At 39.1% G+C, this 16,024-nt stretch carries 14 protein-coding genes; 1 reads left to right on the top strand and 13 read right to left on the bottom strand.

The annotated features are described in order from the left end of the window. Window positions 1-60: 60 nt before the first annotated feature. The 13 genes from ffh to COJ96_RS03710 form a co-directional block, all read right to left on the bottom strand. Window positions 61-1,413 (bottom strand): signal recognition particle protein, encoded by a 1,353-nt coding sequence (ffh, locus tag COJ96_RS03770; RefSeq protein WP_098571670.1) that lies wholly within the window; start codon window positions 1,411-1,413, stop codon window positions 61-63. A gap of 12 nt (window positions 1,414-1,425) precedes the next feature. Next, entirely contained in the window at window positions 1,426-1,758 is a 333-nt protein-coding gene (locus COJ96_RS03765; protein WP_098571669.1) for a putative DNA-binding protein, read from the bottom strand. Between the two features lie 96 nt (window positions 1,759-1,854). Then, on the bottom strand, window positions 1,855-2,841 hold the full coding sequence (gene ftsY, locus COJ96_RS03760; protein WP_098571668.1) for a signal recognition particle-docking protein FtsY: 987 nt from the start codon (window positions 2,839-2,841) through the stop codon (window positions 1,855-1,857). A gap of 17 nt (window positions 2,842-2,858) precedes the next feature. After that, window positions 2,859-6,425 carry a chromosome segregation protein SMC gene (gene smc, locus COJ96_RS03755; RefSeq protein WP_098571667.1) on the bottom strand — a complete coding sequence of 1,189 codons (3,567 nt, stop codon included), beginning with the start codon at window positions 6,423-6,425 and terminating at the stop codon, window positions 2,859-2,861. Between the two features lie 54 nt (window positions 6,426-6,479). Next, complete coding sequence (gene rnc / locus COJ96_RS03750) at window positions 6,480-7,220, bottom strand: ribonuclease III (RefSeq protein ID WP_098571666.1); 741 nt, start codon at window positions 7,218-7,220, stop codon at window positions 6,480-6,482. Window positions 7,221-7,395: 175 nt separating this feature from the next. Then, a complete protein-coding gene (gene acpP, locus COJ96_RS03745) occupies window positions 7,396-7,629 on the bottom strand; it encodes an acyl carrier protein (protein ID WP_026566432.1) in 234 nt (77 codons plus the stop codon). A gap of 132 nt (window positions 7,630-7,761) precedes the next feature. After that, the gene (gene fabG, locus COJ96_RS03740; protein WP_098571665.1) at window positions 7,762-8,505 is read right to left on the bottom strand and encodes a 3-oxoacyl-[acyl-carrier-protein] reductase; all 744 of its coding nucleotides are present in this window, start codon (window positions 8,503-8,505) and stop codon (window positions 7,762-7,764) included. Then, entirely contained in the window at window positions 8,502-9,449 is a 948-nt protein-coding gene (gene fabD, locus COJ96_RS03735; RefSeq protein ID WP_098571664.1) for an ACP S-malonyltransferase, read from the bottom strand. The genes fabG and fabD overlap by 4 nt, the downstream gene beginning before the upstream one ends. A 12-nt stretch (window positions 9,450-9,461) precedes the next feature. Beyond that, on the bottom strand, window positions 9,462-10,466 hold the full coding sequence (gene plsX, locus COJ96_RS03730) for a phosphate acyltransferase PlsX (RefSeq protein ID WP_098571663.1): 1,005 nt from the start codon (window positions 10,464-10,466) through the stop codon (window positions 9,462-9,464). 12 nt (window positions 10,467-10,478) lie between these two features. Next, a complete protein-coding gene (gene fapR / locus COJ96_RS03725) occupies window positions 10,479-11,045 on the bottom strand; it encodes a transcription factor FapR (protein WP_098571662.1) in 567 nt (188 codons plus the stop codon). 141 nt (window positions 11,046-11,186) lie between these two features. Further along, window positions 11,187-13,235 (bottom strand): ATP-dependent DNA helicase RecG, encoded by a 2,049-nt coding sequence (gene recG / locus COJ96_RS03720; protein WP_098571748.1) that lies wholly within the window; start codon window positions 13,233-13,235, stop codon window positions 11,187-11,189. Between the two features lie 187 nt (window positions 13,236-13,422). Then, the gene (locus COJ96_RS03715; protein WP_098571661.1) at window positions 13,423-15,105 is read right to left on the bottom strand and encodes a DAK2 domain-containing protein; all 1,683 of its coding nucleotides are present in this window, start codon (window positions 15,103-15,105) and stop codon (window positions 13,423-13,425) included. Between the two features lie 36 nt (window positions 15,106-15,141). Next, window positions 15,142-15,504 carry an Asp23/Gls24 family envelope stress response protein gene (locus COJ96_RS03710; RefSeq protein WP_026566425.1) on the bottom strand — a complete coding sequence of 121 codons (363 nt, stop codon included), beginning with the start codon at window positions 15,502-15,504 and terminating at the stop codon, window positions 15,142-15,144. A 284-nt stretch (window positions 15,505-15,788) separates the two neighbouring features. Here COJ96_RS03710 and rpmB point away from each other — a divergent pair, with 284 nt between their 5' ends. Then, entirely contained in the window at window positions 15,789-15,977 is a 189-nt protein-coding gene (gene rpmB, locus COJ96_RS03705) for a 50S ribosomal protein L28 (protein WP_026566424.1), read from the top strand. The last annotated feature ends 47 nt before the right edge of the window (window positions 15,978-16,024 follow it).

The raw sequence follows: 16,024 nt of genomic DNA, 5'->3' as shown, positions 1-16,024 counted from the left end.
GTTTGTAAAGTGTTTTTTCTTTACATACAGTATTACCAATTTTTTCAAAAACAAAACAAGTTAGAATGGATTAAATGGGAACTTAAATCCACCTTTTTTCTTACCTTTTTGCTGCATTCCAGTCATTTGTTTCATCATTTTTTTCATGTCGTCAAACTGCTTCAACAAACGGTTTACTTCTGTTACAGAACGACCACTGCCCTTAGCAATCCGGTTTTTCCGTTTCGCGTTCAAGATTTCAGGGTTCGTTTTTTCAGCCATCGTCATTGAACGAATAATTGCTTCTACATGGGAAATTTGTTTTTCATCAATTTGAAGATTATTTAATCCCTTGATTTTGTTTGCACCAGGCATCATCTTTAATAATTCGTCAAGCGGTCCTAAATTCCGGACTTGACCAAGTTGATCCAAAAAATCTTCGAGCGTAAAAGACGCTGTCCGCATTTTTTGTTCCAACTCTTTTGCTTTTTCTTCATCAACATTAGCCTGTGCTTTTTCAATCAACGTAAGCACGTCACCCATACCAAGGATTCTAGATGCCATCCGTTCAGGGTGAAACGGTTCAAGAGCGTCTAACTTTTCACCTAAACCGACAAATTTAATCGGTGTTTGGGTAACTGCGCGAATTGATAACGCAGCTCCGCCCCTGGTATCGCCGTCCAACTTGGTTAATACAACACCAGTTAGACCGAGCTGTTCATTAAAGCTTTGAGCAACATTGACCGCGTCTTGACCAGTCATGGCATCGACAACTAAGAAGATTTCATCAGGCTTTGTCAATTCTTTAATGTCTTTTAACTCACCCATTAATGCTTCATCCACATGAAGTCGACCAGCTGTATCAATAAGGACATAATCATTATGATCTTCTTTTGCTTTTGCAATTGCCTGCCTAGCAATCTCTACTGGGCTTACTTGATCACCGAGTGAGAAAACGGGCATGTCCAATTGTTTACCAAGAGTTTCAAGTTGTTTAATGGCAGCAGGTCGGTAAATATCGGCAGCAACAAGCAATGGCTTGCGGTTATACTTTTTGCGCAGTAAATTAGCAAGTTTGCCTGAAGTTGTCGTTTTACCAGCACCCTGTAAACCGACCATCATAATGACAGTAGGGGGACGATTAGATGCAGCGATTTTGCTTTGTTCTCCACCCATTAATTCCGTTAATTCTTCATTAACGATTTTAATAATTTGCTGTCCTGGTGTTAAGCTTTTCAGTACTTCCTGCCCAACGGCACGTTCACTGACTTTTTTCACAAAATCTTTAACTACCTTAAAGTTTACGTCTGCTTCTAGTAAAGCGAGACGCACTTCCCGCATCATTTCTTTAACATCCGCTTCTGAGACTTTCCCTTTTCCACGGATTTTCTGAATTGTATTCTGCAGTCGGTCGGCTAATCCTTCAAATGCCATTCATGCCGCCTCCTAATCTAAATTCTCCAACTCGGCAACAGCTTCTAGCATTGCCTGCTTTGAAGGGTCGTCCTCGTTAAGCAATTCTTTCACATTTCTTAAAAGTTTACTACGCTCTTGAAATTTATGAAATAACAGCAGCTTTTCTTCATACTCCTCGAGCATTGTCTCAGTCCGCTTAATATTATCATAAACGGCTTGTCGACTGACATCATACTCTTCGGCTATTTCTCCTAATGAGAAATCATCTAAATAATAGAGAGACATATAGCTTTGCTGCTTAGGTGTTAACAACGAATGATAAAAATCATAAAGATAATTCATTCGTGTTGTCTTTTCAAGCATGCCAATCCCCTCCAACACGTATGTTAAGTGAAAAGCCTTTACATAAGTAGTTTACAGGGTCAGACATTATCTGTCAAGATAATCCCTTTACATCACCTATTCGGTTTGTTCAATTTCATTCGCAAATAAGCCATATACATATTTCTCTGCATCAAATTCCTGAAGGTCATCCATTTTTTCCCCCAGACCAACAAATTTCACAGGTATTTTTAATTCATTGCGAATCGCAAGGACGATTCCACCTTTTGCTGTTCCATCCAATTTTGAAAGGACAATTCCACTTACATTTGTCACTTCTTTAAATGTTTTTGCCTGGATTAACGCATTTTGACCTGTTGTTGCATCTAAGACTAGGATTACTTCATGCGGCGCACCAGGAACTTCTTTTTCGATGACACGCTTAACCTTCTCTAGCTCTTTCATCAGGTTTACTTTGTTTTGCAAACGTCCAGCAGTGTCACATAACAAAATATCGGATTTCCGTGATTTTGCTGCCTGAATTGCGTCATACATAACGGCTGCAGGATCTGATCCTTCTGCTTGCTTGATGACGTCAACACCTACTCTTTCTCCCCAGACTTCTAGTTGTTCGATTGCACCTGCACGGAAGGTATCACCTGCTGCCAATAGTACTTTCTTTCCTTCATTTTTAAATTTGTAGCCTAATTTTCCAATCGTGGTGGTTTTCCCCACACCATTAACCCCAACAAATAGGATAACAGTTAGACCGTCCTCTTGAATGTTTAATTTGGAGGATTGCTCCTCACCCGCATTATAGATATCAACCAGTTTCTCGGAAATTACGCTTTGAACTTCTCGTGGGTCTTGGATGTTCCTGCGTTTGACCTCCATTTTTAACTCTTCAATTAGTTTCATGACCGTATCAAAACCGACATCGGCCTGAATCATTATTTCTTCTAATTCCTCAAAGAAGTCTTCATCCACTTTACGGTATCTTGCGACTAGATCATTTACTTTTCCTGAAAAATTATTTCTTGTCTTCGTAAGACCTTCCTTAAACTTCTCTGTAACCGTATCGGTTGATTTAGTGATTTTTTCTTTTAACTTTTTAAAAAAACTCATTTTATCACTTCCTAATATTAAGTTTCAACAAGCTCTTTGGTATCTTCTAGACGAACGGATACTAGCTTTGAGACGCCTGATTCTTGCATGGTTACACCGTATAATACATCCGCTTCCTCCATCGTTCCTTTACGGTGGGTGATTACAATAAATTGTGTCTCCTTACTATATCGTTTTAAGTATTGGCTAAAGCGCTGGACATTCGCTTCATCCAAGGCCGCTTCAACCTCATCAAGAATACAGAATGGAACAGGACGGACTTTTAGAATTGAAAAGAGGAGTGCAATGGCTGTTAATGCTCGCTCTCCACCTGATAATAAGCCTAAGTTTTGCAGTTTCTTTCCCGGCGGCTGTGCAACAATTTCGACACCTGTATTTAATAGATCTCCTGGGATGGTAAGCACTAAGTCTGCTCTTCCCCCTCCAAAGAGTGATCTGAATACTGGCTCAAAATGCTCTCGAATACCATTGAAGGTTTGTTCAAAGCGTTTTTTCATTTCCTCATCCATTTCCTCAATTACCATGTAAAGGGTTTCTTTGGCCTCCTGGAGATCTGTCTTTTGTTCATTGAGAAATTCATATCGTTCAGATACACGTTCATATTCCTCAATCGCTCCGATATTCACATTTCCAAGTTCCTCGATGGCAAGTTTGATGAGCTTGACCTTCTTCCTAGCCTCTTCTAGCGGTATGGTTAATGGATATTGCTCCTTAGCACCCTCAAACGATAAAAGATATTCTTCTCTTAAGCGGGCAAATCGGTTTTCAAGTTCTACATCCAAACGGTTAATTTTTACTTCCTCGTCTTTTAAAACAACAATTAGCCCACGCTGAAGTCGTTTTAATTCTTTTACTTCCAATTCTAAATCTTCTAATGTGGTCTTTAGGGTTAAGCGTTCTTCTCTTCTTACAGAAATTAACTTCATTGCGGCATCTTTATCTTGTTGTTTTTTAATTGCAGCAGTTTCTAGCTGCTCTTCACCGGATGAACTATTTGTCATTTCCGAAGTTAACAGATTAAGGTCTTCTGTATACAAAGAAAGCTTTTGTTTACTCTCATCTAAATCGGCTTGTAATTGAGCTAAGCGTTCTTGTGTACTCATATACTGTTCATTCTTGGAGGCAAAGGCAACTTTTAAATCGTTGATTTCATTCGAAAGTGCTTCTTTTGAGGTCAGATCATTCGACTTTTGTTCCGAGAGTTTCGATATTTGAGCATCTAGTTCTGCTAAAGAAGTTTTGTAGTTTTCCATCGCAGCAGATAATTCATTTTTTCTATTGGTTAGGGTTGTTTTCTCATCAAAAAACTGGCCTTTTTCAAGGTCATATATAGCTAATCTTTCATTAATGTTTTTTTCTTCAAGCTCTGCTTGGCGAAGATCACCCTTCAATGTCAGTTCCGTTAATCTCAAATCTTCACCATTTTTACGGAGTTCATCCAATAGAACCTCTAAATCTTGTACCTCTGTTTTTAATGACTTTACAAGATTCTCTAACTGAATTGTTTTTTCTTCCATCCCAATTAACTTTTCTTTTAACTCTTCAAGTTCCCCCTTACGAGTTAATAAAGAAGAGTTTTTTTGCTTAACCGCCCCACCTGTCATTGATCCTCCAGGATTGACGATATCCCCGTCAAGCGTGACCATCCGGCATCGGTATTGAAGAATTTTTGCTAATTCATTGGCACCTTTTAAGTCTCTTGTTATAACCACATTTCCAAGAAGGCTGCTCATAACCTCCGCGAATTTAGGATCAAATTTCACAAGACTGACGGCAGTTCCAATAAAAGATGGATGATTTTGAATCGAAGATAATTGGACTAAAGATAATGCTCTCCCCTTAATGACACTTAGAGGTAAAAATGTAGCCCTGCCAAAAGAATTTTGTTTCAAATATTGAATAGCTGATCGTGCATTTGGTTCATTATCTACCACAATATGCTGCAGTGCTCCGCCAAATGCAGTTTCTAATGCCGTTTCATACTCCTTCGGAACGGTAACAAGTTCAGCTACAGCCCCTTCAATTCCCTTGAGATTTTTCCCTCGAGCTTTAAGAACCTCTTTGACACCTTGAAAAAAGCCTGAGTAATCTTCTTCCATTTCTTCGAGCACTTCTTTTCTTGACTGTGCCTGCTGAAGAATTTGATATGCCTGGTACAAAGTCTTTTCCTGTTTTTGATAATTATTTTTTAATGCTTCAAGCTTACGTTGCTTTTCTCTATAGGTACCGACTTGATTCTCTATTTTTTGTTGTATTTCGTTTAATGAGGATTGGATATCTGATACCTTGTCTTTCGCGATTTGCCGCTCTTCAATAAACTTGTCATTTTCAATATCTAAACGGGAACTTTTTCTTCCCTGCTGGTCAAGCTGCTGGTCAATGTACTTCAATTCATTTTTTGCACCAGCTTGGTCGTTAAGTATTTCAATATATTCACTTTTTAAGCTCTCGATTTTTTCTTCAATATTTTCATTAAATAACTGCAGTTTTGACTGCTTTTCTTTTAATTGTACTTGTAGTTGGTTCACTTGCTTACTTAGTTCTTCAGCAGAAATAGAAACACTGTCACTATTCTTTTTTAATTGGCTAATTTTATCAGTTATTTCAATAATGTTCGTTTGAAGCTGTTCTTTATTTTGGGAGGAATTTTTCTTCCGTTCTTTAAGGACTTCTTTTCTCCCCTCAAGTTTTTCTAGTTCCTCTGTTGCATGAAGAAGAACATTTTGAAGGTCAGTAATGGACTCATCAAACGCCGCGATCTGATCTCTTTTTTCAACAATCTTAGCTTCCTTTACTTGCAGTTCCGTTGAGATTTTGAGTTCATCTTCCTGATGTACTTTTAACTGCTTAGAAAGGTCTTCCCATTTTTGGTGAAGATCTTCAATTTCATAAACAGTTAAGGAAACCTCAAACTTTTCAAGTTCCTCTTTTTTCTCCAGAAAGTCCTTGGCCATTGAAGCCTGTATTTTTAATGGTTCAACTTGGCTTTCGAGTTCGTGAAGTATATCATTTACACGGTTTAAATTGTCCTGAGTCTCAAACAATTTCACTTCTGCCTTTTTCTTACGTTGTTTATACTTTAGAACCCCTGCAGCTTCATCAAATATGGTTCGTCTTTCTTCTGCTTTACTATTAAGTATTTCTTCCACTTTCCCTTGACTGATTATCGAAAATGCTTCTCGTCCCAGCCCGGAATCCATGAATAAATCAATGATATCTTTAAGACGGCATTGCTGTTTATTTATTAAGAATTCACTCTCACCCGATCGGGTTACTCTTCTCGTCACACTTACTTCGTTATAATCAAGGGATAAGCCTTGGTCTTGGTTATCTAAGGTCAATGTTACTTCAGCAAAATTCAGAGGCTTTCTTGTGTCACTTCCACCAAAAATAATATCCTCCATTTTGCTGCCTCTAAGCGATTTAGCAGATTGTTCCCCCAAAACCCAACGGATAGCATCGGTTATATTACTTTTCCCACTGCCATTAGGACCTACCACCGCCGTTACGCCTGGAACAAAATCAACCCCTATACGATCAGCGAAGGACTTAAAACCAATAATGTCCAACCGTTTTAGAAACATTTCTTAATCCTCCCTATGCATGCAAGTTGGACTCCTTGCAAACATTTTGTCATTCTAAGTTGTTTTAGCCTTTAATATGTCTAAAGCCATTTGGGCGGCATGTTGTTCGGCTTCCTTCTTTGATTTTCCGGTTCCTACACCTAATTCCTTGCCATTCAAAGAAACTTTTGAAACAAATTCTTTGTTGTGGGCAGGTCCAATTTCTTGAAGTACACGATATTCAATTGTCCCTGTACCATCTCGCTGAATGAGCTCCTGTAATTGACTTTTATAATCCATCACATGAGAAAAAGCACCAGCATTTATTTTAGGGAAGACTACTTTCTCAAGAAAACTAATCACTGTTTCAATTCCTTGGTCTAAATAAAGGGCCCCGATGAATGCTTCAAAAACATCAGCTAATAAAGCTGGACGTTCCCTTCCACCTGTCATCTCTTCACCTTTACCTAACAATACTAATTTTCCAAAATGTAATTCATTAGCAAAAGCTACTAGAGACGGCTCGCAAACAATGGCTGCTCGAAGTTTTGTCAATTCACCCTCGGTCATCGTTGGATATTTTTTGTAAAGGAATTGTGAAACGGTTAGTTCAAGAACGGCATCCCCTAAAAACTCAAGTCTCTCATTATCTTCGAAAGGCTTTCTGCGATGCTCATTCACATAGGATGAATGAGTAAATGCTTGTTTTAATAATTTTTCATTCTCCATCGAAATACCAATCGTATGTTGAAAATCTTTAAAAAGATTTTCCTTTGCGCGATTATTCAACTCTTTTTCATTATTGTTCTTGCGCATATAAAACTTCTCCACCTTGCATCTAATAATTTACACACAACTGCCTACTACATTCTAGTTTAAAAAAGTTTTTCGCAAAACGCAAAGAAACTTGGCATCACTGTTGGAAGCCAAGTTCTATTTTACAGAATAAAGCCCCGTTTGAAAACGGAGCTTTTGTGAAGAAATCCAACGATTACTTTGTGCTTTGTATGTAATTAACAGCATCACCAACTGTGCTAATTTTTTCAGCATCATCGTCAGAAATTTCCATATCGAACTCATCTTCTAATTCCATAACTAGTTCAACTACGTCAAGGGAATCAGCACCAAGATCATCTTTAAATGAAGCTTCAAGTTTAACTTGAGATTCATCTACACCTAAGCGGTCAACGATGATTTTTGTTACACGTTCTAATACCTCTGCCATGCCTGTTCACCTCCCCTCAAGCTATTATAGAGTATTTCAACAAAATAATACACTAGGTTTTTATTACTATTTGAATTTTAATCTTTTTAAACTGTCTAGCTCAAGCGACCAAGGGTGCTTCCGCTTTTCTTATTACATTACCATGCCGCCATCAATATGAAGTGTTTGTCCAGTAATATAGGACGAATCATCTGATGCGAGGAACGCTGTTATTTTGGCGATGTCTTTAGGCTCTCCTAATCTTGCCAACGGAATTTGTTTTAACATTTCTGCTTTTACATCTTCCGGTAACTTATCTGTCATATCTGTTGTGATGAAGCCTGGTGCAATTGCATTAACTGTAATGTTACGGGATGCCAGTTCTTTCGCCGTTGTTTTTGTTAAACCGATGACCCCTGCTTTGGCAGCTACATAGTTGGCCTGACCTGGGTTCCCACTAACGCCAACAATTGATGCAATATTAATGATCCGACCCACCCGCTGTTTCATCATTTGTCTTGTTACTGCCTTCGTACAAAGGAACACACCTTTGAGGTTGATATTAATAACATCATCCCATTCTTCTTCTTTCATTCTCATCAACAAATTATCTTTTGTAATTCCTGCATTATTGACTAGAATGTCAAGTTTTCCAAAACTGTCTATGGTTCCTTTAATCATCTCAGCAACTTCTTCAGAGTTTGAAACATTGCATTTTACAGCGAATGCCTCTCTGCCAAGTGCTTTGATTTCATCGACAACCTCATTTGCTTTTGCTTCACTGCCTGAAAAATTTACGGCTACATTGGCTCCTTGCCTTGCAAGTTCTAGAGCAATTTCTCTGCCGATTCCTCTTGAGGCACCTGTGACAAGGGCTGCTTTCCCTTCAAGATTCATATTTTCTCCTCCTTTAATGCATCAATAACAGATTGTGCACTTTCCTCATCCGAGACAGAGAAAGTGGTAACTGTTTTATCAATTTTTTTGATTAACCCTGAAAGAACTTTTCCGGGACCAACTTCAATGAATGTATCGACACCCAGCTCAATCATTTTGCGAACAGAATCTTCCCATAATACAGGGGAATAGAGCTGCTCAATTAATTTATCCTTCATTTCAGATGCTGAGCTAACAGGCTCAGCTGTTACATTTGCAACGATTGGGACTTCGGCATCTTTCATTTCAATTCCATCCAGAACTTCACGCAACTGGTCTGCAGCAGGCTTCATTAAAGTGGAATGGAATGGACCGCTAACTTCTAGAGGAAGAGCCCGTTTTGCTCCTGCTTCTTTTGCTTTGGCAGTAGCCAACTCGACCCCTTTTCTTGACCCAGAAATAACAATTTGGCCAGGGCAATTGAGGTTTGCTAGTGAAACCGGATTCCCTGATTCACTTACCTCATTTGTTACTGCAAAAAGACGATCTCGGTCAAGCCCTAGTATGGCAGCCATTGACCCTTCTCCATTCGGGACCGCATTCTCCATAAATTCGCCCCGTTTTCTAACGACATATACTCCTTCTTCAAAAGAAAGGGTACCGGCAGCAACAAGAGCCGTATACTCCCCTAAACTGTGACCAGCTACGTAATCAGCCTTAATCCCAAATTTTTGAAAGTAATCTAAAATAGCAATACTTGTTGTTAATAGGGCAGGCTGTGTATTGTAGGTAATAGTCAACTCTTCCTTCGGGCCATCAAAAATTAGATTACTCAGTGGAATATTTAACTTTTTATCAGCTCTTCTAAAAAAATCCATCACCTCGGAATGTTTATCTGCTAATTCTTTTCCCATTCCGACCGTTTGTGACCCTTGTCCTGGAAATACGAATGCTATTTTATTCATTTCATAACTCCTTTACCGTTCTACTTTTTCTCGATTCTCTTCTTCAGAAGACATCTTTATTAAACCAACAACATCATTGTTAACCATTTCCCTTGTTTGTCTAATAGCACTAAATATAGCCTGACCATTGGATGAGCCATGCGCCTTAATTACAGGAGCGTTCAATCCAAACAAAGCGGCACCGCCGTATTCGGAATAATCCAATGTATTTTTTAACGTTTTAAGATTTGGTTTCAACACAGCTGCAGCTAGTTTACTTGTAAAACTACTCATCAATGCCGTCTTTAACATTTTAAACATAGAAAGTGCCGTTCCTTCAATTGTCTTAAGAACCATATTTCCCGTAAATCCATCGGTCACGACCACATCCGCCACACCATCTAATAAATCCCGCGCTTCAACATTTCCCACAAAATTAATATCAGCATTCTTCAACAATTCGAAAGCATGCTTTGTTAGGTCATTCCCTTTCTTTTCCTCCGTTCCAATATTTAAAAGACCGACTCTTGGTTTGGAAATTCCTCTTACTTTCTCACTATAAATCGAGCCCATTAGTCCATATTGGAGGAGGTGCTCTGGCTTGGCATCCGCATTAGCCCCTACATCTAATAACAAGAATCCCTCGCCGCCAATGGTCGGCAGCGTAGGTGCTAAGGCTGGGCGATGGATCCCAGAAATTCTTCCTACTACAAAAAGTCCTGCCGCTACTAATGCACCTGTATTTCCAGCTGAGATACATGCATCTGCCAATCCATCCGCGACTTGTCCAGCGGCTAACACCATTGAAGCATTCTTTTTGCGGCGAACCGCTTTAACAGGCTCATCTGTTCCAAGGATTACTTCCGTTGTATGGATTACAGTGATCCGATCATGATTTGTTAAGGTTTCATTTATTTTATTTTCATCCCCGACAAGGGTAATATGTATATCTGAAAATGCTTGTACAGCTTTAAGTGCCCCTAATACGATTTCTTTAGGAGCATTGTCGCCGCCCATGGCATCGATTGCTAGTTTCATTTTCCTCATCCTCTACCGATTTTTCGAACGGTACATTTCAAATTCTCCGGTAAAAACAAGTTCATTATTAACAAAACTTGTTACTTCAACACTCGTTCTACCTTGATTCCGATCAATTTTTGTAACCTTAGCTTTTGCAATAACCCGCTCATTCAGTTTAACCAAACGGTTAAATTGAATATTCGCTTTTGCTGTTAGCGCCAGTTCATCATTTATTACAGCTACTGCTAATGAATTAGCCTGAGCGAATACATGGTGGCCACGTGCAATGTTATTTCGTATAAAGACATGCTCTTTTTTTACATCAAAAATCGAAATGGCATTCTGATCTAATTCTATATGAATAATTTCACCAATGACTTCTTCAAGCGGTAATGAGCGGACTTCATTGTCAAATCGTTTCTCAGCTACAGTCTTAATCCGTTCACGAAGTTCTGGAATTGATAACTCTAAACGGTCAAGACGAATGGTTTGTACACTTACTTGAAATTTTTCTGCTAAATCTTCATCTGTAATAAAAGGATTATCTTTAATTGTCGTGGTCAACAATTGTTGTCTCTCTTTTTTACTTTTTCTCATGTATGATTACACCGTCCGAGATCTTATGACTAGGTACTAATAGTAGTATAAAATTTGAAAAAGCAGATTGCAAGAATTAGTTTTTATTCAAACCTTCTGCTTTTTCCAAAAAAGAAACCCTTTAAGAAGAAAAAGTTTGATTTAATCTAGTTTTTCCCCTTCTAATACGCCTGATTCATCGAGGATATTTCTTAGGTAATGATATTCTGGGTCTGTCCAAAATGCTTCAGACTGAATCAACATCACTGCATCATTTCGTGCAGTTTCAAGGGCTCGATAATCATGAACCATATCTGCGACTTTAAATTCAGGAACCCCGCTTTGTTTTCTGCCAAAAAAGTCGCCTGGCCCTCTAAGCTCTAGGTCTTTTTCACTTAATACGAAGCCATCGTTCGTTTCGGTCATGATTCGCATGCGTTCCTGGCCCACTTCTGATTTTGGACTTGCCAGCAATATGCAATAGGATTGATCACTGCCTCGTCCAACTCTGCCACGCAGCTGGTGAAGCTGTGAAAGTCCAAACCTTTCAGCATCATAAATGACCATCATGGTCGCATTCGGCACATTTACTCCCACCTCAACAACCGTCGTTGAAATTAGTACCTGTACTTCGTTAGCACTAAATGCCTTCATTACCGAGTCCTTTTCTTCTGAACTTAATCGGCCATGCATAAGGCCCGCTTTAAATCGGTTTTGAAAATAATGACTTAATGTATTGTACACGTCAATTGCATTTTGAACATCAAGCTTTTCTGATTCTTCAATGAGCGGACAAATAACATAGGCTTGGTGGCCTTTTTGTAATTCTTTTTCAACAAAAGCCAGAACCCGTTCAAGCATTTCTGGTTTGGCCCAGTAGGTTTCTATCGTTTTTCTTCCTGCTGGCATCTCATCAATGATTGATACATCCATTTCACCAAAAACCGTTATCGCGAGTGTCCGTGGGATTGGAGTCGCCGTCATAAACAAAACGTCTGGATTCTCTCCTTTTTCTCTCAGTACTCTTCGCTGCTCCACGCCAAAGCGATGTTGTTCATCCGTGATTACAAAACCAAGCCTCTTAAAGGTGACCTCATCCTGAATTAGCGCGTGTGTACCAATTAAAATATCAACATTCCCTTCTGATAGTTCGGAAAGGATTTCTTTTCTTCGCTTCCCCTTTATCGAACTCGTCAGAAGCTCGCATCTGATATTAAATGGCTCTAACATACTTTTTAAGCTTTCTGCATGCTGCTCCGCCAATATTTCTGTCGGCACCATAAGCGCTCCTTGAAAACCTGCAGTAACACTGGCATACAAGCCAATAGCTGCAACCACTGTTTTTCCAGAACCAACATCTCCTTGCAGCAATCGATTCATACGAAGTGGTGATTTTAATTCTGCTAATACTTCATTGACCACCCGTGCTTGGGCATTTGTTAACGGGAAAGGCAGGCTATTAATAAATTCCTTTACTTTTGTTACATCATAGTTTTGGCAAACTCCAGGAGAATGCTCGCGTTCAAATTTCCTTAATGCCTGCATTTTTAATTGGAAGAAAAGAAATTCTTCATAAACAATACGCCTTCTCGCCTGTTTCACCTCTTCTTGGCTGTCTGGAAAGTGCATGGCTTTGAATGCTGCCTGCCTATCAAGTAATCGATATTTTTTTAAAAAAGCATTGGGTAGTGTTTCTTCAATAAAATCTCCATATTGTTGAAAAGCAATGCTGATAAATTTCCGTATTCCCTTTGTCGTTAATTTCCCTCTTAACGAATAAACGGGCTCAAAATCTTTTGTTTTTGCATTTGTTCCTATCTGCATCTCAGTTGCCGTGATCGTTTGCCGATGGGCATCCCATTTCCCTGTGATCGTAATGGTTTCATTGATGATAATTTTATTTTTTAAATAGGGTTGGTTGAAAAAGACTACCTTAATCAAATGCGCTCCAACAAAAAGCCGGAACATAAGTTTTGATTTTTTCCTGCCAAAATAGCTAAGAGAAGGCTCACTGTGAACCTTCCCTTCCACTGTTACTTTCTCTTCATGCTGCACCTCAGTTATTTCCCGGAGGCGGTAATCTTCATAACGATAAGGAAAATACTCTAATAAATCTTTTATCGTAAAGATTTTCATTTCTGAAAAAATTTCAGCAGTTTCTTCACCAATTCCCTTTATGACGGTTATTGATTGATTAAGATGTGGATTCACTTTACTTTGCGGTATACCGAAGGTCCTAGCTTCCAGTTTATGACCTGTCGGCGCTGCCGCCAACCCTCCCTGCCCAGTTTTTTCTTAGTGTTGTTGGCATTGTTAAACCTGTTTTTATTTTCGGATTGTTCCACTTGCTTTTTTGCACAAAAAAAGAAGGGATGCTCCCTTCTATTTTAGCTTTTCATTATTCAATTGAAAAGATATATGAATATAACGGCTGACGACCATTATGGATTTCCACTTCAATATCTCCATAATTTTCTTCCACATATTTTGAAAGCTGGTTTACATCTTCCTCGTTAATGTCTTCCCCATAAATGATGGTTAATATTTCTGAATCCTCATCCAGCATTTGTGAAAGCAGGTCCTCGGCAACTTTGCCTTTGTCCTTGTTTTTAACAACGATCTTTCCTTCAGAAATACCCATAAAATCATCTTTCTCGATTTCTAAGCCATCAATCTGGGTATCCCTAACAGCAAAGGTGATTTGACCAGTTTTCACATGTTTTAGCGCATCATTCATAGAGTCTTCATTCGTCTGAAGACCAGCAGATGGATTGAACGCTAACAAAGCTGATAGTCCTTGCGGAACCGTTTTGGAAGGGATCACATAAATATCCTCTTCAGAAACGTCTGCGGCCTGCTGAGCTGCCATAATGATGTTTTTATTGTTCGGTAAGATAAATACTTTTTTAGCATTTACTTCTTTCACTGCCTTGACGATATCCTCCGTACTCGGATTCATCGTTTGTCCGCCTTCAATCACTGCATGTGCGCCAATACTTCTGAATAAATCTGCAATCCCGGAGCCCATGGATACGGCAACAATTCCGTATTCTTGCTGTTCCTTTGCTGAGTTATCACGGTCTGTAACTGGTCCATTTTTGTGCTCGCCAACAATATTGGTATGTTGTTGACGCATATTTTCTATTTTCATATTAATTAAATTTCCATACTTTTGTCCATAGCTTAGTACTTCTCCTGGTTGTTCGGAATGAATATGAACTTTTACAACATCCTCATCCGCAATAACCAATAAAGAATCGCCCAATTTACTAAGGTCGTTTCTGAAAACACCTTCATCAAACGGATGTTTTGCAGTCTTTTCTTGTTCAAATCTCACCATAAATTCAGTGCAATACCCAAATTCAATGTCTTCTGTGTTTATATGTCCTTGGACACTTTTATGGTGTTCAGTATTGACTAACTCATCCATCGAAAGAGCTGCTGTAGGTGTATCAGGAAGCTTTTCTCCTTTTAGGACTGCAAGAAAACCTTCGTACACAAATACAAGACCTTGACCGCCACTGTCAACCACGCCAACTTCCTTTAAAACTGGAAGCAGGTCCGGAGTGCGTTTCAATGAAGCTTTTGCTTCTTTTAAAACTTCTTCCATAATCACAATGACGTCGTTTGAATGCTGGGCAGCTTGGATGGCTTTTTTAGCAGAATCCTTGGCGACAGTTAAAATGGTTCCTTCAACAGGCTTCATTACTGCTTTATAGGCTGTCTCTACTCCAGCTTCAAGGGCTTCAGCAAACTCAGTCCCTGAGATTTTCGCTTTCGTTTCAACCGCCTTTGAAAAACCACGGAATAACTGCGATAGGATTACACCTGAATTGCCGCGCGCTCCCATTAGCAATCCTTTAGAAAGGGCTGCTCCTACTTTTCCAATATGGTCTTGAACATTATTCTTTACTTCCTTTGCCCCGGATGTCATTGATAAATTCATGTTAGTTCCAGTATCACCATCGGGCACGGGAAAAACGTTTAAAGCATCAACCATTTTTGCATTTGCTGACAAATGATTGGCACCTTGAATCACCATTTCGGCAAAACGTTTTCCATCTAAAGCTGTTATTGACACAAACTTTCCTCCTCTACGAGAGTTCGTAACACAAACTTACGGGTTCGTCACTCGAACTCCCTGAACGTAAATATTGACCGAGTCAACGGCAAGTCCAACAGTCTTATCGAGGGTATACTTAACCTTTGATTGCACGTTGTGGGCAATTTCGGAAATTTTTGTTCCATAGCTAACAATAATATACATATCAATATGTAATGCCTCGTTCTCTTGGCGGACAATCACGCCCCGAGTGAAATTTTCTTTACGTAGTATTTCCGTAATTCCATCTTTAATTTGGTTCTTTGAGGCCATACCGACGATTCCATAACATTCAATCGCCGCTCCTCCGGCAATGGTCGCGATTACTTCGTTAGAAATATCAATTTGTCCGAACTTTGTTTTTAATTCAATGGACATGAATCGTTCCCCCTCCTGAAAAAATTGCTCCTTGACTATAGTCATTTTACTATAGTCAATGCAATATTGAAAGTTATTCCTGTCTGTTTACTATAACAGCTTAATATGAAATGTGATGTCAAGTGTTTTTTCTTGAAAGGTAACTATTGCAATCAAATAAGTTGTATGATAAATTATTAAGGTATCTCAAGTCTAGAAAATTTGTTCAAACAATTTTCTTTTTCCAGATGAGGATCTTAAAGATTGCTGTATAAAGCTTTTGGTAGTTAAGGAGGGAAATCATTATGCCACGTCAATGTGTTGTAACAGGAAAGAAAACAACAACTGGTAACGCACGTTCTCACGCTATGAACGCAAACAAGCGTACATGGGGTGCTAACCTACAAAAAGTACGTATTCTTGTTGATGGAAAGCCTAAGCGTGTTTGGGTTTCTGCAAGAGCGTTGAAATCCGGTAAAGTAGAACGCGTTTAATAAACCGTTTAGAAAGGGCATCCGATAAGAGGCCACTGCAATAAGGG

Source organism: Bacillus sp. AFS073361 (assembly GCF_002567005.1).
GTDB lineage: Bacteria > Bacillota > Bacilli > Bacillales > Cytobacillaceae > Neobacillus.
This window is presented reverse-complemented; position numbering and strand designations above follow the sequence as displayed.